Annotated in this window: 28 protein-coding genes; 16 read left to right on the forward strand and 12 right to left on the reverse strand. The window is 62.7% G+C overall.

Annotated features, from left to right (window positions below; genetic code table 11):
• Positions 1-26 precede the first annotated feature (26 nt).
• On the reverse strand, positions 27-950 hold the full coding sequence (gene choX / locus LJX93_RS00150) for a choline ABC transporter substrate-binding protein (RefSeq protein ID WP_227696623.1): 924 nt from the start codon (positions 948-950) through the stop codon (positions 27-29).
• A gap of 14 nt (positions 951-964) precedes the next feature.
• The gene (gene betC / locus LJX93_RS00155; protein WP_227696624.1) at positions 965-2,482 is read right to left on the reverse strand and encodes a choline-sulfatase; all 1,518 of its coding nucleotides are present in this window, start codon (positions 2,480-2,482) and stop codon (positions 965-967) included.
• A gap of 109 nt (positions 2,483-2,591) precedes the next feature.
• On the opposite strand from betC, the gene LJX93_RS00160 reads away from it, so the two are divergent.
• On the forward strand, positions 2,592-3,491 hold the full coding sequence (locus LJX93_RS00160) for a choline sulfate utilization transcriptional regulator (RefSeq protein ID WP_033702472.1): 900 nt from the start codon (positions 2,592-2,594) through the stop codon (positions 3,489-3,491).
• An 82-nt stretch (positions 3,492-3,573) separates the two neighbouring features.
• Here the strand turns inward: LJX93_RS00160 and LJX93_RS00165 are convergent, their stop codons facing one another.
• Positions 3,574-4,122 (reverse strand): NAD(P)H-binding protein, encoded by a 549-nt coding sequence (locus tag LJX93_RS00165; RefSeq protein ID WP_033702473.1) that lies wholly within the window; start codon positions 4,120-4,122, stop codon positions 3,574-3,576.
• A 51-nt stretch (positions 4,123-4,173) separates the two neighbouring features.
• Here LJX93_RS00165 and LJX93_RS00170 point away from each other — a divergent pair, with 51 nt between their 5' ends.
• On the forward strand, positions 4,174-4,506 hold the full coding sequence (locus LJX93_RS00170) for a DOPA 4,5-dioxygenase family protein (protein WP_033702474.1): 333 nt from the start codon (positions 4,174-4,176) through the stop codon (positions 4,504-4,506).
• Positions 4,507-4,625: 119 nt separating this feature from the next.
• Here the strand turns inward: LJX93_RS00170 and trpA are convergent, their stop codons facing one another.
• Both trpA and trpB read right to left on the reverse strand, forming a co-directional pair.
• Complete coding sequence (gene trpA / locus LJX93_RS00175) at positions 4,626-5,435, reverse strand: tryptophan synthase subunit alpha (RefSeq protein ID WP_033702475.1); 810 nt, start codon at positions 5,433-5,435, stop codon at positions 4,626-4,628.
• Positions 5,432-6,649 carry a tryptophan synthase subunit beta gene (trpB, locus tag LJX93_RS00180; RefSeq protein ID WP_033702476.1) on the reverse strand — a complete coding sequence of 406 codons (1,218 nt, stop codon included), beginning with the start codon at positions 6,647-6,649 and terminating at the stop codon, positions 5,432-5,434. The genes trpA and trpB overlap by 4 nt, the downstream gene beginning before the upstream one ends.
• Positions 6,650-6,758: 109 nt before the next feature.
• Here trpB and LJX93_RS00185 point away from each other — a divergent pair, with 109 nt between their 5' ends.
• A complete protein-coding gene (locus LJX93_RS00185; RefSeq protein WP_227696625.1) occupies positions 6,759-7,655 on the forward strand; it encodes a LysR family transcriptional regulator in 897 nt (298 codons plus the stop codon).
• On the opposite strand, the gene LJX93_RS00190 is transcribed toward LJX93_RS00185, so the two are convergent.
• Positions 7,652-7,975, reverse strand: coding sequence for a DUF883 family protein (locus tag LJX93_RS00190; protein ID WP_027592031.1), 324 nt, complete (start codon positions 7,973-7,975; stop codon positions 7,652-7,654). The two genes, LJX93_RS00185 and LJX93_RS00190, sit on opposite strands and share 4 nt — an antisense overlap.
• A gap of 149 nt (positions 7,976-8,124) precedes the next feature.
• Here LJX93_RS00190 and LJX93_RS00195 point away from each other — a divergent pair, with 149 nt between their 5' ends.
• The gene (locus LJX93_RS00195; protein ID WP_033702479.1) at positions 8,125-8,340 is read left to right on the forward strand and encodes a dodecin; all 216 of its coding nucleotides are present in this window, start codon (positions 8,125-8,127) and stop codon (positions 8,338-8,340) included.
• 101 nt (positions 8,341-8,441) lie between these two features.
• Positions 8,442-8,663, forward strand: a complete 222-nt coding sequence (locus LJX93_RS00200; RefSeq protein WP_033702480.1) for a DUF1161 domain-containing protein — start codon at positions 8,442-8,444, stop codon at positions 8,661-8,663.
• A 36-nt stretch (positions 8,664-8,699) separates the two neighbouring features.
• Here the strand turns inward: LJX93_RS00200 and LJX93_RS00205 are convergent, their stop codons facing one another.
• Entirely contained in the window at positions 8,700-9,704 is a 1,005-nt protein-coding gene (locus LJX93_RS00205) for an LLM class flavin-dependent oxidoreductase (protein ID WP_186663683.1), read from the reverse strand.
• Between the two features lie 170 nt (positions 9,705-9,874).
• On the opposite strand from LJX93_RS00205, the gene LJX93_RS00210 reads away from it, so the two are divergent.
• Positions 9,875-10,300 carry an OsmC family protein gene (locus LJX93_RS00210; protein ID WP_033702482.1) on the forward strand — a complete coding sequence of 142 codons (426 nt, stop codon included), beginning with the start codon at positions 9,875-9,877 and terminating at the stop codon, positions 10,298-10,300.
• Positions 10,301-10,373: 73 nt separating this feature from the next.
• Positions 10,374-10,607 carry a DUF1161 domain-containing protein gene (locus tag LJX93_RS00215; RefSeq protein WP_033702483.1) on the forward strand — a complete coding sequence of 78 codons (234 nt, stop codon included), beginning with the start codon at positions 10,374-10,376 and terminating at the stop codon, positions 10,605-10,607.
• Positions 10,608-10,645: 38 nt separating this feature from the next.
• Here LJX93_RS00215 and LJX93_RS00220 read toward each other — a convergent pair whose 3' ends face one another.
• Entirely contained in the window at positions 10,646-11,059 is a 414-nt protein-coding gene (locus tag LJX93_RS00220; RefSeq protein ID WP_033702484.1) for a hypothetical protein, read from the reverse strand.
• Between the two features lie 55 nt (positions 11,060-11,114).
• A complete protein-coding gene (locus LJX93_RS00225; RefSeq protein WP_033702485.1) occupies positions 11,115-11,528 on the reverse strand; it encodes a hypothetical protein in 414 nt (137 codons plus the stop codon).
• A gap of 67 nt (positions 11,529-11,595) precedes the next feature.
• On the opposite strand from LJX93_RS00225, the gene LJX93_RS00230 reads away from it, so the two are divergent.
• The gene (locus tag LJX93_RS00230; protein ID WP_033702486.1) at positions 11,596-12,687 is read left to right on the forward strand and encodes an aminopeptidase; all 1,092 of its coding nucleotides are present in this window, start codon (positions 11,596-11,598) and stop codon (positions 12,685-12,687) included.
• A gap of 33 nt (positions 12,688-12,720) precedes the next feature.
• On the opposite strand, the gene LJX93_RS00235 is transcribed toward LJX93_RS00230, so the two are convergent.
• Both LJX93_RS00235 and LJX93_RS00240 read right to left on the reverse strand, forming a co-directional pair.
• Positions 12,721-13,371: an HAD family hydrolase gene (locus tag LJX93_RS00235; RefSeq protein ID WP_033702488.1), complete on the reverse strand. Its 651-nt coding sequence runs from the start codon at positions 13,369-13,371 to the stop codon at positions 12,721-12,723.
• A 19-nt stretch (positions 13,372-13,390) separates the two neighbouring features.
• Complete coding sequence (locus LJX93_RS00240) at positions 13,391-13,939, reverse strand: gamma carbonic anhydrase family protein (RefSeq protein WP_033702489.1); 549 nt, start codon at positions 13,937-13,939, stop codon at positions 13,391-13,393.
• Positions 13,940-14,005: 66 nt separating this feature from the next.
• Between LJX93_RS00240 and prlC the strand changes: the two genes are divergently transcribed.
• The 6 genes from prlC to LJX93_RS00270 all read left to right on the forward strand — a co-directional run bounded on the left by prlC (position 14,006) and on the right by LJX93_RS00270 (position 22,398).
• Complete coding sequence (gene prlC, locus LJX93_RS00245) at positions 14,006-16,093, forward strand: oligopeptidase A (protein ID WP_033702490.1); 2,088 nt, start codon at positions 14,006-14,008, stop codon at positions 16,091-16,093.
• Positions 16,090-16,371, forward strand: coding sequence for a YheV family putative zinc ribbon protein (locus tag LJX93_RS00250; protein WP_033702491.1), 282 nt, complete (start codon positions 16,090-16,092; stop codon positions 16,369-16,371). Before prlC ends, LJX93_RS00250 begins: the two co-directional genes overlap by 4 nt.
• A 132-nt stretch (positions 16,372-16,503) precedes the next feature.
• Positions 16,504-18,510 (forward strand): M3 family metallopeptidase, encoded by a 2,007-nt coding sequence (locus LJX93_RS00255; RefSeq protein ID WP_227696626.1) that lies wholly within the window; start codon positions 16,504-16,506, stop codon positions 18,508-18,510.
• Between the two features lie 76 nt (positions 18,511-18,586).
• On the forward strand, positions 18,587-19,645 hold the full coding sequence (locus LJX93_RS00260) for a PA0069 family radical SAM protein (RefSeq protein WP_227696627.1): 1,059 nt from the start codon (positions 18,587-18,589) through the stop codon (positions 19,643-19,645).
• A gap of 310 nt (positions 19,646-19,955) precedes the next feature.
• A complete protein-coding gene (locus LJX93_RS00265) occupies positions 19,956-20,675 on the forward strand; it encodes a carbonic anhydrase (protein WP_033702506.1) in 720 nt (239 codons plus the stop codon).
• Positions 20,676-20,865: 190 nt separating this feature from the next.
• Positions 20,866-22,398, forward strand: a complete 1,533-nt coding sequence (locus LJX93_RS00270; protein ID WP_033702507.1) for a SulP family inorganic anion transporter — start codon at positions 20,866-20,868, stop codon at positions 22,396-22,398.
• A gap of 131 nt (positions 22,399-22,529) precedes the next feature.
• Here the strand turns inward: LJX93_RS00270 and LJX93_RS00275 are convergent, their stop codons facing one another.
• Positions 22,530-23,171 (reverse strand): hypothetical protein, encoded by a 642-nt coding sequence (locus LJX93_RS00275; protein WP_033702508.1) that lies wholly within the window; start codon positions 23,169-23,171, stop codon positions 22,530-22,532.
• Between the two features lie 368 nt (positions 23,172-23,539).
• Between LJX93_RS00275 and coxB the strand changes: the two genes are divergently transcribed.
• Positions 23,540-24,667 (forward strand): cytochrome c oxidase subunit II, encoded by a 1,128-nt coding sequence (gene coxB / locus LJX93_RS00280; RefSeq protein WP_095065491.1) that lies wholly within the window; start codon positions 23,540-23,542, stop codon positions 24,665-24,667.
• 43 nt (positions 24,668-24,710) lie between these two features.
• Complete coding sequence (ctaD, locus tag LJX93_RS00285; protein WP_033702510.1) at positions 24,711-26,300, forward strand: cytochrome c oxidase subunit I; 1,590 nt, start codon at positions 24,711-24,713, stop codon at positions 26,298-26,300.
• Positions 26,301-26,308: the final 8 nt, after the last annotated feature.

The raw sequence follows: 26,308 nt of genomic DNA on the forward strand, positions 1-26,308 counted from the left end.
GGAGCGGGTGAGTGTGGTTGTCTGAATTACAATTTGGCTTTGACGGCCTCTTTCGCATCGCCACCGGCCTTGCTGGTTACCCCGGCCAGCCACGCTTCCAGAACCTCGGGATGCGCCTTGACCCACGCCTTGGAAGCCTCATCGAAGCTGACTTTCTTATCCACAGCTTCGGCCATGATGCTGTTTTCCATGTCCAGGGTAAATCTCAGGTTACCCAGCAGCTTCGCGGTATTCGGGCATGCCTGTGCATAACCTTTGCGAGTCAGGGTATAGACCTCGCCCTTGCTGCCAAACCACTGCTCGCCGCCCGTGAGGTAGTGCATCTTCAGCTTCACGTTCATCGGGTGTGGTGTCCAGCCGAGAAAGGTGATGAACTGCTGTTTCTTCACGGCGCGGTCCACCTGCGCGAGCATCGCCTGTTCACTCGACTCCACCAGCTTCCACTGGCCGAGGTTGAACGCATTCTTGTCGATGATCTCCTTGAGCGACAGGTTAGCCGGGGCTCCCGAGCCGATTCCGTAGAGCTTCTTGTCGAACTGGTCGGCATGCGTTTGCAGGTCGGCGAAATCCTTCACCCCGGCATTCCACACATAGTCGGGCACCGCGAGGGTGAACTCGGTGCCTTCGAGGTTGCGGGCCAGCTGCTGCACATCACCGGTGGCGACGAACTTGTCATGAAACCCCTGGTGCGCCGGCATCCAGTTGCCAAGGAAGGCATCGACTCGCCCATCCTTGAGGCCACCGTAGATGATCGGCACGGCCAGGCTGTCGATCTTCACCTGGTAGCCGAGGCTTTCCAGCAGCAGGCGGGTGATGGCGTTGGTGGTGGCGATGTCGCTCCAGCCGGGGTCGGCCAGCTTCACGGTGTTGCATTGCGCGTCTTCGGCGTGCGTCGAGGCAGCGCCCAGGCTCAAGGCCAGGGCGAGCACGGCGGTAGAGAACTTTTGCATGGCGGACTCTCTTCTCAATCCCTAGGTGCGGGCTGTGGATAACGGGCCTTGCGCTCGAGGTCGTCGAGATCGATGTGGTTGCGCATGTACTGTTGGCTGGCGTCCACCAGCGGTTGGTGGTCCCAGCTCTTCAGCTTGCCGATGGCCAGGGCCTCGGCCACCAGGCGGCGGCGGCGCTGGCTGGCCAGCACCTGCTGGCGCAGGGTGGGGATGTCCCAACGTTGCCGGGCTTCATCGACAAATGCCTGCAGCAGCACCTGATGGTCCGGGCTGCCGGTGAGGTTCTCCCGCTCGTACGGGTCGCGGCTCAGGTCATAGAGTAGCCATGGGTCGTCTTCGCTGTACACGAACTTGTACGGGCCGCGGCGGATCATCATCAGCGGGCCGACCGTGCCCTCGGCCATGTATTCACCGATCACTTCGTCGTGGCCGCCCTGCCCTTTCAGGTGGCCAAGCAGCGAGCGTCCGTCCAGGTGCAGCGAGTTGTCCACAGTGCCGCCGGCCAGTTCGACCAAGGTGGGCAGCAGGTCGCAGGTCGAGACCGAGGCGCTTACCCGTGCCGCTGCAAAGCGTTTGGGCGCGTGAATCAGCAGTGGCACCCGCGCCGACATTTCGAACCAGTGCATCTTGTACCAGAGGCCGCGTTCGCCAAGCATGTCGCCGTGGTCGCCGGAGAACACGATCACCGTGTCCTCTGCTAGGCCGCATTCCTCAAGGGTTTGCAGCAATTGGCCAATGTTGTCGTCGATGTAGCTGCAGGCGCCGAAGTAGGCACGCCGGGCATCGCGGATCTTGTCCACAGGCAGCGGCTTGTCCCACAGGTCGTAGACCTTGAGCAGGCGTTGCGAATGCGGGTCCTGCTCGTGCTGGGCGAACTCGGCGCGGGGCATGGGGATATCCACACCCTCGTAGCGGTCCCAGTAGCGCTTGGGGATGGTGTAGGGGTCGTGGGGGTGGGTCATGGACACGGTCAGGCAGAACGGCCGGCCATCGTTTTCGCGCACATGGTCGTAGAGGTACTGGCGGGCCTTGAACACCACCTCTTCGTCGAAATCCAGTTGGTTGGTGCGCACGCAGGGGCCGGCCTGCAGTACTGAAGACATGTTGTGGTACCAGCTCGGGCGCTCGTCGGGTGCATCCCAGTTCACCGCCCAGCCGTAGTCGGCCGGGTAGATATCGCTGGTGAGCCGTTCTTCATAGCCATGCAACTGGTCCGGGCCGCAGAAGTGCATCTTGCCGGACAACGCGGTGCGGTAGCCCAGACGACGCAGGTAGTGGGCGTAGGTTGGCACATCGGCAGGGAAGTCGGCGGCGTTGTCGTAGGCGCCGATGCGGCTGGGCAACTGGCCGCTGACCAGGGTGAAGCGCGAGGGGGCGCAGAGCGGGCTGTTGCAGTAGGCCGAGTCGAACACCACCGCCTGCGCGGCGAGGCGGGCGAGGTGTGGCATCTGGAGGGGCGAAGGGGCGTAGATCGGCAGCAGGGGCGCGGCCATCTGGTCGGCCATGATGAACAGGATATTCGGGCGCGTCATGGTTGGCTTCCATCGTTGAAGGTTATGCGAACCGCTTGCCTATCAAGATGCGACTGTGGATAACATGGGTAAAGCCCATGGCGGGCAATGACTGGGATTAGCTGAGCTTATGTTTGAGCGCCTTGCCGAGCTGTCGCTCGATACCCTGCGCGTGTTCGAGGCTGCGGCACGCTTGCGTGGTTTTACTGCCGCCGCGCTGGAGCTGGGCACCACGCAGCCGGCGGTGAGCCAGCAGGTGAAGCGCCTGGAGGCTCAGCTGGGTACCCGGCTGTTCGACCGGATCTACCGGGGTATCGCGCTGACCGATGCCGGCCAGGTGCTGTTCGAGCAGGTGCACCAAGGGCTGCAGGCCATGGACGACGGCCTTGCCCTGGCCAGTGGCCGGGGCCAGCGTGAGGTGCTGCAAGTGGCCACCGACTTTGCCTTCGCTGCGTTCTGGCTGATGCCCAGGCTGCAACGTTTTCACGAGGCTTATCCACAGGTGGATGTCAGCTTGGTGACGGGTGAGCGCAGCCAGGCGATGTTGCGGCCGGACATTGATGTGGCCGTGCTGTTTGGCGATGGTCGTTTTCATCAGGGCGAGAGCCGGTGGTTGTTCGATGAAGAGGTATTTCCGGTCTGCAGCCCCCGGCTGACTCATGGCAAACCCTTGTCAGCCGTGGCTTTGCAGCGTTTGCCCTTGCTTCACCTGCGCGGCGAACAGGCCAGCCGCTGGTTCGACTGGGCGGGGGTGTTTCGTGGGTTTGGCGTGGACAGCCCGCCACCGCCGGGGCAGCTGCGTTTCGATAACTACACCCTGTTGATTCAGGCGGCGATTGCCGGCCAAGGGGTGGCGATTGGCTGGGGGCACCTGGTCGATGGGCTGGTGGAGCAGGGCCTGCTGTGTCGGCCACTGGAGGGCAGTTTGCGTTCGGCGCGGGGGTATTACGTGGTGTTGCCGCCACGCAAGCGGCGCGGGGCGTTGATCGAGCGGTTTGTGGGTTGGCTGGAAGATGAGCGCAATGCTTGAGGGGCTCTTCGCGGGGCAAGCCCGCTCCCACAGATACTGCACACCAATCTCCGTGGGAGCGGGCTTGACCCGCGAAGAGGCCTCAGGATACGAAGTTCAAATGCTCGCCCCGATGCAAACCCAGGTCGAGCATATCCACCATCCCCGCCGCAACGTTCTCCAAATCTGCCAACTGCTGCGGCGCATTGATCAGCGTCCAGTGCAGCGCACTGCGCTGTAGCGCATCGACCACATGGTCCACACCCTCGCGCTGTTCATCGGTGTAATGGCCTGGCCTGTCCAGCACATCGAAATCGCCCACCAGCAACAGCCGGCGTATAGTCGTACGCGCAAGCCCAGCGATCAGCGCCTCGCTCATCCGCCATTGCGCGGGCAGGTCAGCGGGTGCCAGCGCTGACACCAGCGCAACCACCGCCGAGCCCCCCGCAGCGCCCTGCTCTGCCTGGTCGGCATCGCCCAGCCCGCCTATCTTGAAATGCAGGCCAGGGCGTGGCGCATGGCGGTTGAGGTCGTCGACCACGGCGGTAACCTCATGCTGGCGCGCCAGCAGCTCGGCGATCAGCGCACTGCCAAGGCTAGACTCGGCCCCGAACAGCACCAGCTTGAACACGGGGGTTTCGGCATTTTTCACTGCATCACCTCCTTTGCGGTGGTGATGGTTGGACCGCAATCAGGAGTTATCGTGCAGAGGATCAAGGGCTATCACGCCCACGTGTACTACGACGCATCGACCATCGAGCACGCGCGGGCATTGTGCGAAGAGGCGGCGCGGCTGTTCCCCGTGACCATGGGGCGCATGCACCAGCAACCGGTGGGGCCGCACCCGGACTGGAGCTGCCAGTTGGCGTTCGGGCCGGAGGTGGTGGGGGTGGTGTTGCCGTGGCTGGCGTTGTATCGCAAGGGGTTGGTGGTGTTTCTGCACCCGCTGACCGGGGATGAGCTGGCCGATCACCGTGATCATGCGATCTGGATGGGGGCTGTGCGGCCTTTGAAGCTGTCGATTTTTGGTGGCTAGATGGGGGCCGCCATGCGGCCCATTCGCGGGGCGAGCCCGCTCCCACAGGTCGAGTGCTTTCTGACAGATTGCAGTGAACCTGTGGGAGCGGGCTTGCCCCGCAAAGAAGGCAACGCCAATCAGCGTCGAGCGCCGCGCACACCTTCAGCCAGCGCCGAGCACAAGCTCAATACATCGTTAACAGCCTGATCCGCATCTTTGGCCTGGGCGATCTTGTCGACCAGTGCCGAGCCCACCACCACACCATCGGCCAGGCGCGCAATCGCCGCCGCCTGCTCTGGCGTGCGAATGCCAAACCCTACGCTGATCGGCAGGGCGGTATGCCGACGCAGGCGGGCAATCGCCTCGCTCACGTGCTGGGTTGTCGCAGACCCTGCACCGGTTACACCCGCCACCGACACGTAATAGACAAACCCGGAGCTGCGCTCCAGCACACGCGGCAGGCGCGCGTCGTCGGTGGTCGGTGTGGTCAGGCGGATGAAGTCGATGCCCGAAGCCTGGGCCGGGGTCGCTAGCTCGGCGTCGTGCTCAGGCGGTAGGTCGACGATGATCAGGCCATCGACGCCCGCATCCTTGGCCTCGGCCACGAACTTTTCCACGCCAAAGCGGTGGATCGGGTTGTAGTAACCCATCAGTACGATCGGCGTAGCCTGGTTGCCCACGCGGAATTCGCGAACCATCTGCAGGGTCTTGGCCAAGGTCTGGCCGGCTTCCAGCGCACGCAGGGTGGCCAGCTGGATGGCGACGCCATCGGCCATCGGGTCGGTGAACGGCATGCCCAGTTCGATCACGTCGGCGCCAGCCGCTGGCAGGCCCTTGAGAATCTGCAGCGAGGCGTCGTAGCCGGGGTCACCCGCAGTTACGAAGGTGACCAGTGCCGCACGGCCTTCGGCCGCAAGTTCGGCGAAGCGTTGTTCAAGACGGCTCATGCCTGTTTCTCCTGGGCGGCCATGTGGTTCATCACGGTTTGCATGTCTTTGTCGCCGCGCCCGGACAGGCACACGACCATCAAGTGGTCCTTGGGCAGGTTCGGCGCGCGCTTGATCGCCTCGGCCAATGCGTGGGCGCTTTCCAGGGCCGGGATGATGCCTTCCAGGCGGCAGGTGGCGTGGAACGCATCCAAGGCTTCGTCGTCGGTGATGCTGACGTACTCGACGCGCTTCACTTCGTGCAGGTAGGCGTGCTCTGGGCCGATGCCTGGGTAGTCCAGGCCGGCGGAAATCGAGTGGGCGTCGGTGATCTGGCCGTCTGCGTCTTGCAGCAGGTAGGTGCGGTTGCCGTGCAGGACACCCGGTACGCCACCGTTCAGGCTGGCAGCGTGCTTGTCGGTATGCACGCCGTGGCCGCCGGCTTCGACGCCGATGATCTGCACGCTTGGTTCTTCAAGGAATGCGTGGAACAGGCCCATGGCGTTGGAGCCGCCGCCGACGCAGGCGACCAGGCTGTCGGGCAGGCGCCCTTCCTTCTCTTGCAGCTGGACGCGGGTTTCCTTGCCGATGATCGACTGGAAGTCGCGGACCATGGCTGGGTACGGGTGCGGGCCGGCCACGGTGCCGATCAGGTAGAAGGTGTCTTCGACGTTGGTGACCCAGTCGCGCAGGGCTTCGTTCATGGCGTCTTTGAGGGTGCCGGTGCCAGCGGTGACCGGGACGATTTCGGCGCCCAGCAAGCGCATGCGGAACACGTTCGCCTGCTGGCGCTCGATGTCGGTGGCACCCATGTAGATCACGCAAGGCAGGCCGAAGCGGGCTGCAACGGTGGCGGTGGCCACGCCGTGCATGCCGGCGCCGGTTTCGGCGATCAGGCGTTTTTTGCCCATGCGCTTGGCCAGCAGCACCTGGCCGATGCAGTTGTTCACCTTGTGCGCGCCGGTGTGGTTGAGCTCTTCACGCTTGAAGAAGATTTTTGCGCCGCCGCAGTGCTCGGTCAGGCGCTCGGCGAAGTACAGCGGGTTCGGGCGGCCGATATAGTCACGCTGGAAGTAGGCCAGCTCTTCGAGAAACGCGGGGTCCGCCTTGGCCGCTTCGTATTCGCGGGCCAGGTCCAGCACCAGCGGCATCAGGGTTTCTGCCACGTAGCGGCCGCCGAACGAGCCGAACAGGCCGTTGGCGTCTGGGCCAGGGCGGTATTGAGTCTGGGTCATGGGGCGCTCCAAGGCGTACTGAATGAGTGATGGGCTTTACTCTAACCACGCAACGCCCGTCTGAAAACCGATAAGATTGCGCAAACCTGTCAGGAAAACTCACAAGACAATGGACCAGGACCTTCCCCCTCTCAATGCCCTTCGGGCCTTTGAGGCCGCTGCCCGGCTGAACAGTGTCAGCCAGGCTGCCGAGGCGCTGCACGTGACGCACGGGGCAGTCAGCCGGCAGATCAAGGTACTCGAAGAACACTTGGGCGTTGCCCTGTTCGTCAAGGATGGGCGTGGCATCAAACTCACAGATGCCGGCGTGCGCCTGCGCGATGCCAGCGGCGAGGCGTTCGACAGGTTGCGGGGGGTGTGTGCCGAGCTGAGCCGGGATAACCGCGAGGCACCATTCGTGCTCGGGTGCTCCGGCAGCCTGCTGGCGCGTTGGTTTATCCCTCGGCTCGGGCGGCTCAAAGCCGACTTGCCCGAGCTGCGCCTGCACCTCTCCGCCGGGGAAGGCGACCTGGACCCCAGGCGCCCGGGGCTGGATGCCTTGCTGGTGTTTGCCGAACCGCCGTGGCCGGCGGACATGCAAGTACACGTGCTGGCCGAAGAGCGCATCGGGCCTGTGCTAAGCCCGCACTTTGCCGGGTTCGAACGCTTGCGCGGGGCAGCGCCCGACGCCTTGCTGGGCGAGGCGTTGCTGCATACCACGTCTCGTCCGCAGGCGTGGCCGGCCTGGGCCGGGCAGCACGGGCTGGATGCGGGGGCCTTGCAGTTCGGCCAGGCATTCGAACACCTGTACTACCTGCTGGAGGCCGCAGTGGCCGGGCTGGGTGTGGCGATCGCGCCGCAACAGCTGGTGGCGGACGATTTACGTGCTGGAAGGTTGGCGGCACCTTGGGGTTTCTCACCCACGCGTGCCGCGCTGGCGCTGTGGGTGCCCCGACGCGCCGCAGATGGGCGCGCCGAGCAACTGGCGCAATGGCTGCGCCAGGAACTGCAGCTGCAAATCGCTTAGTTGCGCTTGTACAGCAGCCAGGCCGCCAGCAGGCCCAGTGCCCCAACGGCTACCCCGGCGGTGGTGATGGGGTGCTCCTGGGCATAGTCACGGGTGGCGATGCCGGTCTGGCGGGTGCGGGTCTTCACTTCCTCGTAGGCGTCGCTCAGCAGGCTGCGCGAATGTTTGAGAGCGCTTTCGGCATTGCTGCGGATGGCCTTTACCGACTTCTGGGACTCCTCCGATGCATCGTGCTTGAGGTTTTCCAGCGACTTCAGAAGGCTTTCGATCTCGGCTTCCATGCTTTCCAGGGATGTTTTACGCAGCGAGTTGCGATGCATGTTGAATCTCCTTCGGGGGTGGGCTGTAAGGATTGCGACTGCGCAGGGCTGCGAAAGTGCGATCGAACTTTTGCCCAAGGCGACGGCTCGCAGGTAAACCAGGCCTGCGCTGCTAGGCTCAAGCAGACTGTCATCCAAGGAGAGTGCACATGTCCGATCATCACACGTACAAGAAGATCGAACTGGTAGGGTCGTCGCCCACCAGCATCGAGGACGCGATCAACAATGCCCTGGCCGAAGCGGCCAAGAGCATCAAGCACCTGGAGTGGTTCGAAGTGATCGATACCCGGGGCCACCTGCGTGACAACAAGGTCGAGCATTTTCAGGTCACGCTCAAAGTCGGCTTCCGTATTGCCAACAGCTGAAACAGTGCCGGGGTAGCTGGCGCTGGCAAGATGGGGTAATACAGAGGGGGCGCCTTAGCCGGCGCCCTCTTTGATTTTCATCTGTACAAGGAAAGCGAACGATGAAGAAAATGATTCTGGCGGCAGGCCTTATGGCGTTGGCGGGTGGTGCGCTGGCGGCGGGCAAGCCGTGTGAAGAGCTCAAGGCAGAGATTGCCGCCAAGCTGGATGCCAAGGGCGTAAATGGCTACACGCTGGAGATCGTCAAGAAAGGCGAGCCGGCGGGCAAGGTAGTTGGCAGCTGTGAAGCTGGCACCAAGGAAATTGTCTACCGGCGTGGTTGAGGGACGGCCTCTTCGCGGGGTTGCCCGCGAAGAGGGTTACTCGGCCTTCAAAGCCTGCGCCAGCAGCTCATAGGACCTGACCCGGTCCGCATGCTCATACAGGTCACAGGTAAAGATCAGTTCATCCGCCCCGGTTTGCTCCAGCAGCACCTCCACCTTGGCCCGTACCTTCTGCGGGCTGCCAATCATCGCCAGGCCCAGGAAGCTCATCACCGCGTCGCGTTCGTGAGGTAGCCACAGCCCCTCCATGCTCTCAACGGGCGGGCGCTGCATCAGGCTCTGCCCGCGAATCAGGGCAAGGATGCGTTGGTACACCGAAGTAGCCAGGTATTCGGCCTTTTCGTCGGTTTCGGCCACCACCATCGGAATGCCGAGCATCACATAGGGTTTGTCGAGCGTGGTGGAGGGCTTGAAGTGGTTGCGGTAGACGCGGATCGCCTCGTGCATGAAGCGCGGCGCGAAATGCGAGGCGAACGCGTAGGGCATGCCGCGCATGCCGGCCAGTTGGGCGCTGAACAGGCTTGAGCCGAGCAGCCACATCGGCACCTCGGTGTCATGCCCAGGCACGGCGATCACTTTTTGATCATCGGTGCGCGGGCCGAGGTAGCGTGACAGTTCCTCGACATCGTCGGGGAAGTCGTCCGCGCTGCCGGAGCGCTCGCGGCGCAGGGCGCGGGCGGTCATCTGGTCGGAGCCGGGGGCGCGGCCCAGGCCCAGGTCGATACGGCCGGGGTAAAGGCTGGCCAAGGTGCCGAACTGCTCGGCGATCACCAGCGGTGCGTGGTTGGGCAGCATCACGCCGCCGGAGCCAACGCGGATGCTCGAGGTGCCACCCGCCAGGTAGCCGATCAGCACGGAAGTCGCGGAACTGGCAATGCCATCCATGTTGTGATGCTCGGCGACCCAGAAGCGGTTGTAGCCGAAGCGTTCCACGTGCTGGGCCAGGTCCAGCGAGTTATGCAGCGACTGAGCCGGCCCGCCGTCGGCGCGCACGGGCACCAGGTCGAGGGTTGAAATTTTCAGGTCACGCAGCTGCGTCATCGGAGCCTCCTTGAACGTGGTTGGCCAGAGGCCTTTTAAACTCTGTATGGGCACATTCGGCGGATTCAATGCTTACGGTCAGATTGATCTGAACTTGCCGTGGGCGGCCGGCCTCTGAACCCATAAGCATGTCACCCCAAGATATGTAAATGCAGTGACCAGGAGGCATCATGAAAAAGACAGCATCGGCGATCTGGCAAGGTGGCCTGAAGGATGGCAAGGGCCTGCTTTCTACTGAAAGCGGCGCGCTCAAGCAGAACCCCTACGGCTTCAACACCCGTTTTGAAGGCTCACCTGGGACCAACCCGGAAGAACTGATCGGCGCAGCCCATGCCGGCTGCTTCTCGATGGCGCTGTCGATGATGCTCGGCGAGGCGGGCCTGACCCCAGAGCGCATCGATACCATTGCCGAGGTGACCCTGGACAAGCAGCCCGATGGGTTCGCCATCACCGCCGTGCACCTGATTCTGAAGGCCAAGGTGCCTGGGGCCAGCGAGGCGCAGTTCCTCGAGATTGCCAACAAGGCCAAGGCCGGGTGCCCGGTATCGAAGGTGCTCAATGCCACCATCAGCCTGGATGCCTCACTGGTGGGCTAGGCGGCGCAACGGGGGCGGTTTGCTGTAGTCTAAACAGCAACGGCAGCACGACTGCCCTTTCAGGAGCCATTCCATGATCCGCGTAGCAATCGCCGTGCTGGCCTCGCTGCTCGCCACGTCCGCCCTGGCGGCAGTGAAGCCGTGCGAAGAATTGAAAACCGAGATCGAGGCCAAGATCCAGGCACAGGGCGTGACGTCCTACACCCTGGAGATCGTGCCCAACAGCGAGGTCAAGGACCAGAACATGGTCGTAGGCAGCTGCGAGGGTGGTACCAAGAAGATCATCTATCAGAAGAATGATCGCTAGGGTTTAATTTGGTTGGGGGCGCAAAGCGCCCCCAACTGTCACGGAATACAAAACACGTTACTTGGCTCGTTAACCACCACCGTGCGGCTGGCGTCGTACAGCAGCACCTGCGGCTCCATCACCGGCGCGCGGGCTTCGAGGCGATAGCGCTCGCCCGCTTTGAAATTGTCATAGCGCACGGTCAGGTAGCAGGTACGGTCCCTTGGCTGGGACATCATGCCGCCGCCATAAATCTCATAATCGAAACGCACCACCAGTTCATGCTTGCCAGGCGTTACCTGAAAGTAGCGGCCATCCTCCAGGCGCTTGCCGTCAAGGCGATCAGCCATGATGACTCTGCCGGGGGTGATGGTAGAAAGCTCGACCCAGGCCTGCTTGGGGTCGACGGGCGGCAAGGGGCTGGCGCAAGCCCCCAGTGCACTGAGGGCGATCAGCATCATGGGCTGGCGCATGGCAAAACTCCCACTTGCGATATACACGTTACAAGCATAGCGCCGATTGCGCGGCTCAGGTGCGTTGACAGCCTGCGGGCAAGCCTTGGCCAAGCAGTTTTTGCTGGTGGTCGTAGAGTTTGACCCAAGGCCGGAAGCCAATGCTGCCCGCCTGCAACTGGTAGCGCTGCCCGGCGCTGAAGTCCTTGAAGGTCAGGTTGAGCTGGCAATCGCGCCACAGCGGCTCGTTTACCGGGCCTATATTGCTCGGGGTGACCGGAAACTGGTAGCGCACCGTCAATTCGTGGCTGCCGGGGGCGACCTCGAAGTAGCGCGTGTCGGCCCAGTCGCGTTCGTCTACCTGCACCGCATGCAGTGACGTTTCGTCCAGGGGTGTGAGGTCGACCCACGCCTGGTTCGGATCGGGGTCCGGCAGGGTCGAGCAAGCGGACAACAGCATGAGTGTGCTGGCGGCAAACAATGGACGCATGGCGAAACTCCCCCCTGGCGAGATAGTCTTGGAGCGAATTGGCCGTGAGCGAGTCAGACAGTCCCAGATGCTTCGACTATTTCTTTTTCAGCGCTCAGGCCCTGGGCCACTCGACCGCGTTTTCACCCGCTTTGTTCCCCTGCTGGTGGCTGTTCTGCTGAACGGTTGTAGCAGTGTTGGCTATTACGGGCAGTTGGCGCAGGGCCAATGGCAGCTGTTGCGCGCGCGCCAGCCGGTGGAACAGGTAATGGCAGATCCGGCCAGCAGCCCGCAACTGCGGGCGCGCTTGCAACATGCCGAACAGGCCCGAGTGTTCGCCAGCCAGCAGCTGAAACTGCCGGACAACCGCAGCTACCGGGTTTACGCCGACCTTGGCCGCCCTTATGTGGTGTGGAACGTGTTTGCCACGCCGGAGTTGTCGTTGCAGCCGGTGACGCATTGTTTCCCGATCGCGGGCTGCGTGGCCTACCGTGGTTACTACCGCCAAGGTGCGGCGCGTGGCGCGGCGGCGTTGATGCGCCAGGCAGGCATGGATGTGTATGTGGGCGGTGTCGAGGCTTACTCGACTCTGGGCTGGTTCGACGACCCACTGTTGTCTTCGATGGCCGGCTGGGGGGACGAACGGCTGGCCTCGCTGATCTTCCACGAGTTGGCCCATCAGCGCTTCTATGTGCAGGACGACACGGCGTTCAACGAGTCGTTTGCCACCTTCGTCGAGCAGGAAGGCGCGCGGCAATGGCGCGCGGCACGCGGGCTTGCAGCGAGCGAGGATGATCAGGCCGGGCAGCGTGACCAGTTCATTCGGCTGGTGCTGGCCAGCCGCGAACGGCTTCAGGGGATCTACGCCGGCCCCTTGGATGATGCGCACAAGCGGGCGGCGAAGCAGGCCGAGTTCGAGCGGTTGCGGCGCGAGTACCGGCAGGTGCGTGATGGCCAGTGGGGTGGGGACACGCGTTATGACGCTTGGATGTATGGGCCGATGAACAATGCCAAGCTGCTGCCGTTTGGGCTGTATGACCAGTGGGTGCCGGCGTTTGCGGCGCTGTTCCGGAAGGTTGACGGGGATTGGGCGCGGTTTTATCAGCGGGTCGAGGCGCTGGGGCGGCTGTCGGGTGAGGCGCGCAAAGCCGCGTTGGAGCGGCTTGTCGTTAGCCAATGAGATTTTCGGGCCGCTGCGCGGCCCCATTCCATTTCAGGCCTTGATGAAGGCCTGATGCATCTCGGCCAGGGTGGCGAAATGGAAGGCTGGCGTCTCGGCCTTCAACTCTTCCTCGCTACCAAACCCGTACCCCACCGCCACCGCCTGCAGCCCATTGCTGCGGGCGCCGATCAGGTCATGCTTGCGATCGCCGATCATCAGCGTCTGCGCCGGGTCCAGCCCTTCTTCGTCCAGCAAGTGGCGAATCAGCTCGACCTTGTTGGTGCGGGTGCCATCCAGCTCGCTGCCATAAATCACCTTGAAGTGGTGATCGAAGGCGAAATGCCGGGCGATCTCGCGGGCGAACTCCCAAGGCTTGGACGTTGCCACATACAGCGTGCGCCCCTGGCCAGTGAGGGCTTCGAGCAACGCCGGCACCCCTTCGAACACCTGGTTTTCATAAAGGCCGGTGACGCGGAAGCGCTCGCGATAGAAATTCACCGCCTCCCACGCCTTGGCTTCGTCAAAGCTGTAAAACTGCATGAACGCCTGCAGCAAGGGCGGGCCGATGAAGTGTTCGAGGCGGGTCAGGTCCGGCTCGTCGATACCCAGTTTGGCCAACGCATACTGGATGGAGCGGGTGATGCCCAGCCGTGGGTCGGTCAGGGTGCCGTCGAGGTCGAAGAGGATGTTCTGCTGGTGCATGTAAGCGGTTCCACTCAAGTCATTCGGGTTGGTCGTAGCCTTCGGCCAAGTGCTGGTCCTTGAGCTTGACGTAGTTGCCGGCGCTGTAGGGGAAGAACGCGCGCTCCTTGTCGGTCAGCGGCCGGGCCTGTTTCACCGGGCTGCCAACATACAGGAAGCCGCTGAGCAGGCGCTTGCCGGGCGGTACCAGGCTGCCGGCGCCGATGATCACCTCGTCCTCGACGATGGCGCCATCCATGATTGTGCTGCCCATGCCGACCAGGATGCGATTGCCCAGGGTACAGCCGTGCAGCATCACCTTGTGGCCGATGGTCACCTCATCACCGATGATCAGCGGGAAGCCGTCGGGGTTGAAAGGGCCGGCATGGGTGATGTGCAGCACGCTACCGTCCTGCACGCTGGTGCGGGCGCCGATGCGGATGCGGTGCATGTCGCCGCGTACTACAGTCAAAGGCCAGACCGAGCTGTCTTCACCAATCTCTACATCGCCCAGCACTACCGCCGAGCGGTCGATGAAGGCCCGTGGTCCAACTTTCGGAGTGTGTTGCTGGAAGCTTCGGATGGCCATGATAGGGTCTCTCATCTGTGCCGATAGGCAGGCTGCCTGCTGCGGTCGGCGTCGATTGTAATTAAGATGGTCCAGTGTTTCTTCTGCCAAGGTATCCAAACCGTGAGTGCGAACAACCCGCTTCTGCAGCCCTACGATCTGCCGCCCTTCTCGGCGATCCGTGCCGAACACGTGCTGCCGGCCATCGAAGAGATCCTGGCCGACAACCGCAAAGCCATTGCCGAGATTCTCGAACAGCAAGGCAAGACCCCTTCCTGGGCAGGCCTGGTGCTGGCCATGGACGAACTCAATGACCGCCTGGGCGCTGCCTGGAGCCCGGTCAGCCACCTCAATGCCGTGTGCAACAGCAAGGAACTGCGCGAGGCCTACGAGTCTTGCCTGCCGGCGCTGAGTGCCTACTCTACCGAACTGGGCCAGAACCGTGCGCTGTTCGACGCCTACCAGGCCCTGGCCAACAGCCCGGAGGCGGCTGGCTTCGATGTGGCGCAAAAGACCATCCTCGACCATGCCCTGCGTGATTTCCGCCTTTCGGGCATCGACCTGCCTGCCGACAAGCAGCAGCGCTACGCCGAAGTGCAGAGCAAGCTCAGCGAGCTGGGCAGCCGCTTCTCCAACCAGTTGCTCGATGCCACCCAGGCCTGGACCAAGCACGTCACCGACGAAGCCGCGCTGGACGGCTTGACTGACTCGGCCAAGGCGCAGATGGCCGCCGCCGCCCAGGCAAAAGCGCTCGACGGCTGGCTGATCACCCTGGAGTTCCCCAGCTACTACGCGGTGATGACCTACGCCACCGATCGCGCCCTGCGCGAAGAGCTGTATGCCGCCTACTGCACCCGCGCTTCGGACCAAGGCCCCAATGCCGGCCAGTTCGACAATGGCCCGGTGATGCAGGAAATCCTCGACCTGCGCCAAGAGCTGGCCACACTGCTGGGCTACCCGAACTACGCCGAGTTGAGCCTGGCCACCAAGATGGCCGAGTCCAGCGACCAGGTGCTGAGCTTCCTGCGTGACCTGGCCAAGCGTTCCAAGCCGTTCGCTGCCCAGGACCTGGAGCAGCTCAAGGCCTATGCCGCCGAGCAGGGCTGCCCGCAACTGGCCAGCTGGGATGCCGGTTACTTCGGCGAGAAGCTGCGCGAGCAACGCTACAGCGTGTCGCAGGAAGCCCTGCGTGCCTACTTCCCGATCGACAAGGTGTTGTCTGGCCTGTTCAGCATCGTCCAGCGCCTATATGGCATCGAAATCGCCGAACTCAAAGGCTTCGACAGCTGGCACCCGGACGTGCGCCTGTTCGAAATCAAGGAAAACGGCCAGCACGTCGGCCGTTTCTTCTTCGACCTCTATGCCCGCGCCAACAAGCGTGGCGGCGCCTGGATGGACGGTGCGCGCGACCGTCGCCGTACCGTCGATGGCGTGCTGCAGAGCCCGGTGGCCAACCTGGTGTGCAACTTCAACCCGGCCGCGCCAGGCAAGCCTGCGCTGTTGACCCACGATGAAGTCACCACCCTGTTTCACGAGTTCGGCCACGGCCTGCACCACCTGCTGACCCGCATCGAACACGCGGGTGTGTCTGGCATCAACGGCGTAGCCTGGGATGCAGTCGAGCTGCCGAGCCAGTTCATGGAAAACTGGTGCTGGGAGCCGGAAGGCCTGGCGCTGATCTCCGGCCATTACGAAAGCGGCGCTGCCCTGCCCCAGGACCTGCTGGACAAGATGCTGGCCGCCAAGAACTTCCAGTCCGGCATGATGATGGTGCGCCAGCTGGAGTTCTCGCTGTTCGACTTCGAGCTGCACGCCACCCATGGCGATGGCCGCAGCGTGCTGCAGGTGCTCGAAGGCGTGCGCGACGAGGTGACGGTCATGCGCCCACCGGCGTACAACCGCTTCCCCAACAGCTTCGCGCACATCTTCGCGGGCGGTTACGCGGCGGGCTACTACAGCTACAAATGGGCCGAGGTATTGTCGGCTGACGCCTTCTCCCGCTTCGAAGAAGAAGGCGTGCTCAATGCCGACACTGGCCGTGCCTTCCGCGAGGCGATCCTGGCCCGAGGCGGATCGCGTGAGCCTATGGTGCTGTTCGTCGACTTCCGTGGCCGTGAACCTTCCATCGATGCATTGCTGCGCCATTGCGGGCTGAGCGAGGACGCAGCGGCATGAGTGAGGTAGCTGTGAACAAGACCAAGAAACGCTTCATCGCCGGGGCCGTGTGCCCGGCGTGCAGCGAGCCGGACAAGTTGATGATGTGGAACGAGGACGGTGTACCGCACCGTGAGTGCGTGGCCTGTGGTTTCACCGATACCTTGAATGAACAAGGCCTGTCGGTACCGTCGGAGCTCGGTACCCGGGTCAACCACCTGGCGCCCAAGGCGGCGCCGGCCAAGGTGCAGACGGTGCAGTTCTTCCCCAACCCCAAATTGAAGAAACCGTCTGAGTGAAGCCGTCTTGCCACCCGGGCCTTGGCCTGGGTGGCAGGTTTCAGCTCGACCCTGGGTGTTAGATAGTCAGGCCAGCGCCTGCCCGCTGGTGGCGCATGCTCGCTTGCTCCAATCAGAGCAAGGTAAACAGCGATGGACACCCGCAACCCCCTTCTGCAACCCAGCAACGTACCTGTCGATTACGACGCGGTGACGCTGGATAACCTGCGTGCAGCGTTCGACTACGCGCTATCGGCTCATCAACAAGGTATCGCCCAAGCCCTCCTGGCTCAGCAGTCCATGCCGACCTGGGATGACCTGGTCATGGCGATCGATGACCTGGATGCACAACTGCTGGCGGTGCTGTATGCGGCTTCACCGCTGATGTACAAGGGTGCGCCATGGGTCGAACTGGTTGAAGAGTTGTACGGCGCCATGCTTGAGCGCTTCGAGCAGAAGATGGCCGACCCTACCTTGCAAGCGTTGTATGAGCGCCTGGCCAACAGCGCCATTGGCAAGCATTTGGACGCGCACAAGCAAGCGACCCTGCGCTGGTACCGTCACAACTTCGCCTTGCACGGTGCCTTGCTCGATGCCCCAGGCCGCATGCAACTTGCGGCCATCAATGCCCAGGTACGCGAGCTTGCCGGGCGGTTTGCCCAGAACATGGCGCGCCCGGGCACGCTCATCCTCGACGCCGGGCAATTGCAAGGCCTTGCTCCACGGTTGTTGGGCGAGCTGCAAGCCCAAGCGCTGCAGGTTGGGCAAGCCGGCTGGTTGATACCCGCAGACCAATACGTGACCAACACGGTCCTTGAACATGCCGCGAACCGTAGCCTTCGGGAGCAGATCTACCGCCACCAGCACAGCCGTGGGGTCAGCGCCGAGGTGCAGCATGACAATGGTCAGCTCTTGCTGCAGTTGGCCCAGGCGCGTGAACAGAAGGCACATCTGCTGGGCTATGCCGACTACCCGTCACTAAGCCTGCACTCGAAAAGTGCCGGCGGCCTTGCCCAGGTTCTGCGCTTTCTGCACGGCCTGGCAGCGCGCGTCAAACCGGTCATGGAAAAGCACCGTGTGCACGTGCAAGCGCTTGCTGACAAGAACGGCCTGGACACGGCGCAGCCATGGGACAGGCGCTACCTGCATCGGCTCGAAAACCCGGCTGGGCAGGCGCTCTCCATGGACAGCTTGCGAGCGTACTTTGCCCTGGACAACGTGATCGAGGCGTTGCTGACGCTTGCGCAACGGCTGTTTGGCCTGGTCTTGGTCCGCAAGTCACTGGCGACATGGCATGCCAGCGTCCAGGCGTACGAAGTCTGGCTGGACAATGCACTGACTGGCTTCCTTTACTTGGATGTCGTGCAATACCCAGGCAAGCAGCCGGGCCAGGTCGAAACCCGTTACATCCGTAACCGTCGGGTCGATGCCGAAGGGTGTTTCCACCCGGCCACCGTGGCGGTCTTCAGCGATATTCCCTCGACCATTGATGGTACCCCGCCCTTGCTGGACCACATGGCGCTGCGCAAGCTGTTCCATGAGTTCGGGCATGCCTTGCACCATCTGCTGGTGCGCACCAACAATCAGGTGCTTTCCAATGTCAGCGCGCTTGGCGCCGATGGTGTCGAGGTGTTCGGCAAGCTGTTCGAGCGCTGGGCGTGGGATGCTGGCTACCTGGCTGGCATTTCTGCGAACGCAGAGGCTGGACAGCTGGACGCGCAGCAGTTGGCCGCCTGCCTGGATGGCCTTCGCCAAGGGGCTGTCACGGACACTGCCGAGACCCTGGCGATGGCGCTGTTCGATCTGGATTTGCATGCCACGCCGAATGACGGCAGGCGCGTGCGGCAGCGCCTGGAGGATGCCCGGACGCAGTGTGGGTACTGGCCGCTGGAAGCATACGAGCATCCGGCCCATGCATTCGATTACCTGCTGGATTACTACGACGCTGGCTACTACGCCTACCTGTGGTCTGATGTGCTCGCATTCGATCTGTTCTCGCGTTTTCAAGCCAGCGGCCTGCTAGACCGGGCAACGGGGCGTGATTTGCAAATGGCGTTGCTTGAGCCTGGCGCTTCCCGGCCATTGCTTGAAGGTATGCACGCATTTTTGGGCCGCGCGGTGAGTCACGAACCTTTCCTGCGCTGGCATGGCCTGATTTGAGCCTGTACTGACCAGAGGTGCTGGCATGGATGCCCGCTTCTTTGTACTGTGTATAAACACAGTACAGGGGCGCGCCATGTTACCTCCAGCACCGCAAAAAGGCCGTGGTACGGCGCACAATCCGCACAACCGCTTCGCCCCCAACCGCTCGGTGGTGGAGGATGACGGCTGGTACCAGGAGGTGCCGATCAGCCAAGGCACCGAGGTGCGAATCGAGACGGCAAAGACGGTCATCAGCCGCAACACCTCGCCCGATCTGCCATTCGACCGCTCCATCAACCCCTACCGAGGTTGCGAGCATGGCTGCATCTACTGCTACGCCCGCCCCTCACACGCGTATTGGGACCTTTCCCCAGGGCTGGATTTCGAAACCAAGCTGATCGCCAAGACCAACGCGGCCGAAGTGCTCGAACAACAGCTGAGCAAGCCGGGTTACGTCTGCGCGCCCATCAACCTGGGCTCCAATACCGACCCCTACCAGCCCATCGAGCGTGATCACCTGCTGACCCGTCGCTTGCTGGAGGTACTCCTGCGCTTCCGGCACCCGGTGACCATCGTCACCAAGGGTTCGCTGGTACTGCGTGATCTGGACTTGTTGGCCGAGATGGCCAGCCAGCGCCTGGCGCGGGTGATGATCAGCCTGACGACACTGGATGACGACTTGAAGCGGGTGCTGGAACCGCGGGCGGCTTCGCCCAAGGCGCGGTTGCGGGCGATCCGGGTGCTGCGCGAGGCGGGGGTGCCGGTGGGGGTCTTGTGTTCGCCGATGATTCCGATGATCAACGACAGCGAACTGGAGCGCTTGCTCGAGGCCGCCAAGGAAGCGGGTGCCCAGAGCGCAGCCTACATGATGTTGCGCCTGCCGCTGGAAGTGGCGCCGCTGTTCGAGCAATGGTTGCAGGACCATTATCCCCAGCGTGCGGCCCATGTGTTGAGCCTGATTCGCCAGAGCCGCGGCGGTGAGCTGTATGACAGCCGCTTTGGTAAACGGATGCGTGGCGAGGGCATTTTTGCCGAGCTGCTGGCTCAGCGCTTCGCCAAGGCCGCGCGCAAACTGGCATTCGAAGGGCGTGAAGCACAGGCGCTCGATTGCTCCAGGTTCTGCCCGCCTGGTGGCCAGTTGGCATTGTTCTGACCGTGTTGGCGCGTGTTCCATGGGCTGTGTCCAGGAGCAACCCCAGTGCCACTAATCCAAGTGAATAATCACAGTAATAGTACTAGGCAACTGATGTTTTTTTGCTATTATTCAGACCCCGCCTTATCTATCTGGAACGCCTGTTCTAGAGCCTCCGAATTAAGTTTCAGTTAAGTTTTCCCCGTTAGCGTAGGCAATCAGTCAACGAAGACTGTGATTTGTGGCCTGTGCGTGTCATCTAAATCCCTGCATAGCCAGAATCTTTCACCGGTAAAATGGACTTACCTACACACCGCCAAGAGGATGAATCATGCCCGTCAAGGACCCATCCAAGGTCGCTCCGGATGTACCCGCCGAGGGCGCCGATGCCGCTCTGAAGCACATCGTCGACGGCTTCCTGCGCTTTCATCATGACGTCTTCCCCGAGCAGCAAGAGCTGTTCAAGAAGCTCGCCACCGCGCAAACGCCACGCGCGATGTTCATCACCTGCGCCGACTCGCGTATCGTCCCCGAGCTGATTACCCAAAGCTCGCCCGGCGACCTGTTCGTGACCCGTAACGTCGGTAACGTAGTGCCCCCGTATGGCCAGATGAACGGCGGCGTTTCCAGCGCCATCGAATACGCCGTACTGGCTTTGGGCGTGCACCACATCATTGTCTGCGGCCACTCCGACTGCGGCGCGATGCGTGCGGTGCTCAACCCGCAATCGCTGACCAAGATGCCGACCGTTTCCGCCTGGCTGCGCCACGCTGAAGTGGCACGCACCGTGGTCGAGAACAACTGCTCTTGCGGCAGCGAGCACGAGACCATGCAGGTGCTGACCAAGGAAAACGTCATCGCCCAGCTGCATCACCTGCGCACGCATCCATCGGTTGCCTCGCGCCTGGCGGCCGGTGAGCTGTACATCCACGGTTGGGTCTACGACATCGAGACCAGCAAGATCGAAGCCTATGATGCTGCCAGCGACAGCTTCCTGCCCCTGGCGGCAGGCGAGCCGGTGCCCTGCGCTACTCCGAGAGGCCGCTACTAAGCGACCCTGACACCGTCAAAACCTTGATAGCCGGCTGCACCCTCTGGGGTGTGGCGCGGCCTTCGGCTGCCTTGAAATCCCTGACTGCCCTGCCGGCATGCTCGCTGGCGGCCCGCGCCTGCGCGCCTTTCAGGGGCCAACGTGCCCACGGCCAGAGGAATGGCCGTGCAACAGAAAATGGAGAAACAGGGTGAACATTACACAGTTGAAAGCGGCCTTGCCGCGAGAGTTGTTAGCGTCGGTGGTGGTATTTCTGGTTGCCCTGCCCTTGTGCATGGGCATCGCCATCGCATCGGGCATGCCGCCCGCCAAAGGCCTGATCACCGGCATCATCGGCGGGCTGGTGGTGGGCTTTCTGGCGGGTTCGCCGCTGCAGGTCAGTGGCCCGGCCGCGGGCCTGGCGGTGCTGGTGTTCGAGCTGGTGCGCCAGCACGGCGTGGCCATGCTCGGGCCGATCCTGCTGCTGGCCGGGCTGCTGCAGTTGTTGGCCGGGCGCTTTCGCCTGGGCTGCTGGTTCCGCGTCACTGCACCGGCAGTGGTGTACGGCATGCTGGCGGGTATCGGCGTGCTGATCGTGTTGTCACAGGTGCATGTGATGTTCGACACATCGCCGCAGCCTTCGGGCCTGCAGAACCTATTGGCGTTTCCTTCGACGCTGGCGGCTGCCCTGCCGATGGAAAGCGCAGGCGCGGGCTGGCAAGCCGGTGCGCTTGGCCTGGGCACCATTGCGGTGATGTGGGGCTGGGAGCGCTTGCGGCCACAGAAGCTGCGCTTTATCCCCGGTGCCTTGCTGGGCGTGGCGGCAATGACGGCCATCAGCATGTGGCTGGCCCTGCCGGTGAATCGGGTGCAGGTACCGGCAGACCTTTCCGAGGCCATCGACTGGATCCGCCTGGATGACCTGATGAAACTGGCCGACCCTACCCTGCTGGTAGCTGCATTCGCCCTGGCCTTCATCGCCAGTGCCGAGACCTTGCTGTCGGCTGCCGCGGTTGACCGCATGCACAGCGGCCAGCGCTCGGACTTCGACCGTGAGCTGTCGGCCCAGGGCATCGGCAACATGCTCTGCGGTGTGCTGGGCGCCTTGCCGATGACCGGGGTGATCGTGCGCAGTTCGGCGAATGTCCAGGCCGGCGCACAAACCCGTGCCTCGGCGATCTTCCACGGCCTGTGGCTGTTGGCGTTCGTCGTGGTGTTGAGCAGCGTGCTGCAGCAGATCCCGGTGGCCAGCCTGGCGGGCGTGTTGGTATTTACCGGCGTCAAGCTGGTGGACTTCAAGGCGTTTCGTGGGTTGGGCAGGTACGGCCGGATGCCGATGTTCACCTATGCAGCGACCGCCTTGGCGATCATTTTTACCGACCTGCTGACCGGCGTGCTGCTGGGCTTTGCCTTGACCCTGCTGAAGCTGGCGTTCAAGGCGGCGCGGCTGAAGATCAACCTGGTGAGCCTGGCCAAGCCTGGGCACATGGAATTGCGCCTGAGTGGCGCAGCAACCTTCCTCAAGGTGCCGGCATTGACCCAGGTGCTGGATACGGTGCCGGCGGGGACCACCTTGCATGTGCCGTTGGGCAACCTCAGCTACATCGACCACTCGTGCCTGGAACTGCTTGAGGACTGGAGCCGCAGCAATGCAGCCAATGGCTCGCGGTTGCTAATCGAGCAGCGGCGGTTGAAGCGGCGCATCGAGGGGCGCTTGCGGACGACGGCGGGGGTGGGCGCTTAGTATTCAGCTGTTGTGTTGCCTGAGCGGGCCTCTTCGCGGGGCAAGCCCGCTCCCACAGTGGGTAGCAATCCACCTTGTGGGAGCGGGCTTGCCCCGCGAAGAGGCCAGATCAGACTGCATCAATGCTGGATTCAGGCCGGCTGGCCCAGCTCCACACCCAGCTGGCGCGACAGGCATGGCCAACGTTTCCAGGCAGCGCCCGTCTCGGCGCTGCACAAGGTATCGCGATAGGCCTCTACCGATTCCTTGGCAAAGCTCGCTTCATTGAGCATTTCGTCAACCGAATGGTGCACCACTTCATCGAGCTGGTTGGCGAACGTCTCGCCGATCAGCTGATGGGCAATCAGGTTGGCCATGGTGGTATCGAACGGAATCAGCGGCTGCTTGAAGTGCTGGATATACAGGTCGTTGACCTCTTCCACCAGGCGATGCGCCAGGTACGCTTCATCCAGCAGGCAGTCCAGGCCCACGTGCCCTTGCATCACGCTGGGCGGCTGCATGAAATAAGCTTCGGCAATTTTCAGCACCGGCTTGATCTGCGATTCGATGCCTGCTTCGCGGGCCACCTCGTGGGCAGCCTCCAGCAGCTCTGGAACCTGGTCGATGTAGGCGCTGACGAAACGCGCCAAAGTACCCTGGGCGTCCTGCTCAGGCAGGTGGATCGAAGGGTGCAAATGCGGCAGTTGTTGCTCGAGGCGCGCTTTCAGTTGGTTGGTCTGGCGCTCGTGTTGATGGGCTTGGCTAATCTGCTCGCGTACAGCAGCGATGTTCATGACAACTCCAGGGACATTACGTTTCAAACGGAAGACACTAAATTAGCTCGGTATACAGAATACCTAAGACGCATTTGTTATAACCCGCGCAAACGTGTGCACGCTGTGGCATATCGGAATGCCATTATTGGGCCACATCCTATCAAGCACGCGGCTTTCAAGGCATTCGGCAAATTCATGAAGTTCATTTCACTGGTGTCATTGCGTGCCATTGGTCGCTGTCTATACTCCCGTTGAACGTGATTCGTTGATGAGGCCCGACTGCTTTTGCAGGGGCTCGGTCGTCGAAGCCAGGCAGTCTTGACCGCCGTTCCCTCTTGCCGCAGGCCACGCCTCCGGGACAACAAGAATTAGAAGGGGAACCCGCAATGATGCGACATCCACCTGTCTGGATGGGCCTCCTGTTGTGGACAGTTTTCGGTCAGGCCAACGCCGCCTGGACCGTGAACATGGCGCCAGGGGCGACGGAAGTCTCCAACGCCGTCTTCGACCTGCACATGACCATTTTCTGGATCTGCGTGATCATCGGCATCGTGGTGTTTGGCGCGATGTTCTGGTCCATGGTCGTGCACCGCCGTTCAACCGGCCAGCAAGCTGCGCATTTTCACGAGCACACCTGGGTCGAAATCATGTGGACCGTGGTGCCGTTCCTGATTCTGGTGGTCATGGCCATCCCCGCCACCAAGACCCTGATCGACATCTACGACGCCAGTGAATCGGACATCGACATACAGGTCACCGGCTACCAGTGGAAGTGGCACTACAAATACCTGGGCCAGGACGTGGAGTTTTTCAGCAACCTGGCCACCCCCGCCGACCAGATCCATAACAAGGCCCCCAAGGACGAGCACTACCTGCTCGAAGTCGACCAGCCGCTGGTGCTGCCGGTGGGTGCGAAAGTGCGCTTTCTGGTGACCGCCGCCGACGTGATCCATTCCTGGTGGGTGCCGGCCTTCGCGGTCAAGCGTGATGCCATCCCCGGCTTCGTCAACGAGGCCTGGACGCGTATCGAGAAGCCCGGCATCTACCGCGGCCAGTGCACCGAGCTGTGTGGCAAGGACCACGGCTTCATGCCGGTGGTGGTCGAGGTCAAGTCCAAGGCCGACTACGACACCTGGCTCGGCGAGCGCCAGGCCGAGGCCGCCAAGCTCAAGGAGCTGACCAGCAAGGAGTGGACCCTCGAAGAGCTGGTCGAGCGTGGCGACAAGGTCTACCACACCACCTGCGTGGCCTGTCACCAGGCCGAAGGCCAGGGCCTGCCGCCGATGTTCCCTGCACTCAAGGGCTCGAAAATCGCTACCGGTCCGAAGGAAGACCACCTCGGCATCGTCTTCCACGGCAAGCCCGGCACGGCCATGGCCGCGTTCGGCAAGCAGCTCTCGGAAGTGGATATCGCCGCCGTGGTCACCTACGAGCGCAACGCCTGGGGCAATAACAAGGGCGACATGGTCACGCCGAAGGATGTGCTGGCGCTCAAGCAGGCAGAAGCGCAATGAACCGGGTTACTCGCGGCAATCAATGGATTGCAGGAGACAGGACATGAGTGCAGTGATCGACGACCACGGCCACGGCCATGAGCACGCCCACGGCCCGGCCAAGGGCCTGATGCGCTGGGTGCTGACCACCAACCACAAAGACATCGGCACGATGTACCTGTGGTTCGCCTTCATCATGTTCCTGCTCGGTGGCTCGTTCGCCATGGTGATCCGCGCCGAGCTGTTCCAGCCCGGGCTGCAGATCGTCGAGCCTGCGTTCTTCAACCAGATGACCACCATGCATGGGCTGATCATGGTGTTCGGCGCCGTGATGCCGGCGTTCGTCGGCCTGGCCAACTGGATGATCCCGCTGATGATCGGCGCGCCGGACATGGCCCTGCCACGGATGAACAACTTCAGCTTCTGGTTGCTGCCGGCGGCCTTCCTGCTGCTGGTCTCGACCCTGTTCAGCCCCGGCGGCGGGCCCAACTTCGGCTGGACGTTCTACGCCCCGCTGTCGACCACCTATGCCCCGGCCAGCGTGACCTTCTTCATCTTTGCCATCCACCTGATGGGCATCAGTTCGATCATGGGCGCGATCAACGTGATCGCCACCATCCTCAACCTGCGTGCGCCGGGCATGACCTTGATGAAAATGCCGCTGTTCGTCTGGACCTGGCTGATCACCGCGTTCCTGCTGATTGCGGTGATGCCGGTACTGGCCGGCGTGGTGACCATGATGCTGATGGACATCCACTTCGGCACCAGCTTCTTCAGCGCCGCCGGCGGTGGCGACCCGGTGCTGTTCCAGCATGTGTTCTGGTTCTTCGGCCACCCCGAGGTGTACATCATGATCCTGCCGGCGTTCGGCGCGGTCAGCTCGATCATCCCGGCGTTCTCGCGCAAGCCGCTGTTTGGCTACACCTCGATGGTGTATGCCACCGGGGCGATCGCCTTCCTGTCGTTCATCGTCTGGGCGCACCACATGTTCGTGGTCGGTATCCCGGTGGTGGGCGAGCTGTTCTTCATGTATGCCACCATGCTCATCGCCGTGCCCACCGGGGTGAAGGTGTTCAACTGGGTCAGCACCATGTGGGAAGGGTCGCTGACCTTCGAAACGCCGATGCTGTTCGCCATCGCCTTCGTCATCCTGTTCACCATCGGCGGTTTCTCGGGGTTGATGCTGGCCATCGCGCCCGCGGACTTCCAGTACCACGACACTTACTTCGTGGTCGCGCACTTCCACTACGTGCTGGTGCCCGGGGCGATCTTCGGCATCTTCGCCTCGGCCTACTACTGGCTGCCGAAATGGACCGGGCACATGTATGACGAAACCCTCGGCAAGCTGCACTTCTGGCTGTCGTTCATCGGCATGAACATGGCCTTCTTCCCCATGCACTTCGTCGGCCTGGCGGGCATGCCGCGGCGCATTCCGGACTACAACCTGCAGTTCGCCGATTTCAACATGGTCTCCTCGATCGGCGCCTTCATGTTCGGCGCCACGCAGATTTTCTTCCTGTTCATCGTCATCAAGTGCATCCGTGGCGGTGCTCCAGCGCCGGCAAAACCCTGGGATGGCGCCGAAGGCCTGGAGTGGTCGGTCCCCTCGCCTGCGCCTTACCACACCTTCCAGACCCCACCGGACGTGAAGTAGAGGAGCGC

This window comes from Pseudomonas sp. HN2-3, assembly GCF_020691745.1.
Taxonomy (GTDB): Bacteria; Pseudomonadota; Gammaproteobacteria; order Pseudomonadales; family Pseudomonadaceae; genus Aquipseudomonas; species Aquipseudomonas capeferrum.

What these genes read in the sequence shown, in the direction of transcription:
- LJX93_RS00210 (WP_033702482.1), top strand. Translation starts at nt 9,875, where the DNA reads ATGAAAAAGACAGCATCGGCGATCTGGCAAGGTGGCCTGAAGGATGGC.
- LJX93_RS00225 (WP_033702485.1), bottom strand. Translation starts at nt 11,528, where the DNA reads ATGCGTCCATTGTTTGCCGCCAGCACACTCATGCTGTTGTCCGCTTGC.
- LJX93_RS00230 (WP_033702486.1), top strand. Translation starts at nt 11,596, where the DNA reads ATGCTTCGACTATTTCTTTTTCAGCGCTCAGGCCCTGGGCCACTCGAC.
- LJX93_RS00260 (WP_227696627.1), top strand. Translation starts at nt 18,587, where the DNA reads ATGTTACCTCCAGCACCGCAAAAAGGCCGTGGTACGGCGCACAATCCG.
- LJX93_RS00275 (WP_033702508.1), bottom strand. Translation starts at nt 23,171, where the DNA reads ATGAACATCGCTGCTGTACGCGAGCAGATTAGCCAAGCCCATCAACAC.
- LJX93_RS00255 (WP_227696626.1), top strand. Translation starts at nt 16,504, where the DNA reads ATGGACACCCGCAACCCCCTTCTGCAACCCAGCAACGTACCTGTCGAT.
- LJX93_RS00240 (WP_033702489.1), bottom strand. Translation starts at nt 13,939, where the DNA reads ATGGCCATCCGAAGCTTCCAGCAACACACTCCGAAAGTTGGACCACGG.
- trpB (WP_033702476.1), bottom strand. Translation starts at nt 6,649, where the DNA reads ATGACCCAGACTCAATACCGCCCTGGCCCAGACGCCAACGGCCTGTTC.
- LJX93_RS00190 (WP_027592031.1), bottom strand. Translation starts at nt 7,975, where the DNA reads ATGCATCGCAACTCGCTGCGTAAAACATCCCTGGAAAGCATGGAAGCC.
- trpA (WP_033702475.1), bottom strand. Translation starts at nt 5,435, where the DNA reads ATGAGCCGTCTTGAACAACGCTTCGCCGAACTTGCGGCCGAAGGCCGT.
- ctaD (WP_033702510.1), top strand. Translation starts at nt 24,711, where the DNA reads ATGAGTGCAGTGATCGACGACCACGGCCACGGCCATGAGCACGCCCAC.
- choX (WP_227696623.1), bottom strand. Translation starts at nt 950, where the DNA reads ATGCAAAAGTTCTCTACCGCCGTGCTCGCCCTGGCCTTGAGCCTGGGC.
- LJX93_RS00205 (WP_186663683.1), bottom strand. Translation starts at nt 9,704, where the DNA reads ATGACGCAGCTGCGTGACCTGAAAATTTCAACCCTCGACCTGGTGCCC.
- betC (WP_227696624.1), bottom strand. Translation starts at nt 2,482, where the DNA reads ATGACGCGCCCGAATATCCTGTTCATCATGGCCGACCAGATGGCCGCG.
- LJX93_RS00215 (WP_033702483.1), top strand. Translation starts at nt 10,374, where the DNA reads ATGATCCGCGTAGCAATCGCCGTGCTGGCCTCGCTGCTCGCCACGTCC.
- LJX93_RS00185 (WP_227696625.1), top strand. Translation starts at nt 6,759, where the DNA reads ATGGACCAGGACCTTCCCCCTCTCAATGCCCTTCGGGCCTTTGAGGCC.
- LJX93_RS00160 (WP_033702472.1), top strand. Translation starts at nt 2,592, where the DNA reads ATGTTTGAGCGCCTTGCCGAGCTGTCGCTCGATACCCTGCGCGTGTTC.
- LJX93_RS00265 (WP_033702506.1), top strand. Translation starts at nt 19,956, where the DNA reads ATGCCCGTCAAGGACCCATCCAAGGTCGCTCCGGATGTACCCGCCGAG.
- LJX93_RS00200 (WP_033702480.1), top strand. Translation starts at nt 8,442, where the DNA reads ATGAAGAAAATGATTCTGGCGGCAGGCCTTATGGCGTTGGCGGGTGGT.
- LJX93_RS00220 (WP_033702484.1), bottom strand. Translation starts at nt 11,059, where the DNA reads ATGCGCCAGCCCATGATGCTGATCGCCCTCAGTGCACTGGGGGCTTGC.
- LJX93_RS00250 (WP_033702491.1), top strand. Translation starts at nt 16,090, where the DNA reads ATGAGTGAGGTAGCTGTGAACAAGACCAAGAAACGCTTCATCGCCGGG.
- LJX93_RS00195 (WP_033702479.1), top strand. Translation starts at nt 8,125, where the DNA reads ATGTCCGATCATCACACGTACAAGAAGATCGAACTGGTAGGGTCGTCG.
- coxB (WP_095065491.1), top strand. Translation starts at nt 23,540, where the DNA reads ATGATGCGACATCCACCTGTCTGGATGGGCCTCCTGTTGTGGACAGTT.
- LJX93_RS00235 (WP_033702488.1), bottom strand. Translation starts at nt 13,371, where the DNA reads ATGCACCAGCAGAACATCCTCTTCGACCTCGACGGCACCCTGACCGAC.
- prlC (WP_033702490.1), top strand. Translation starts at nt 14,006, where the DNA reads ATGGTCCAGTGTTTCTTCTGCCAAGGTATCCAAACCGTGAGTGCGAAC.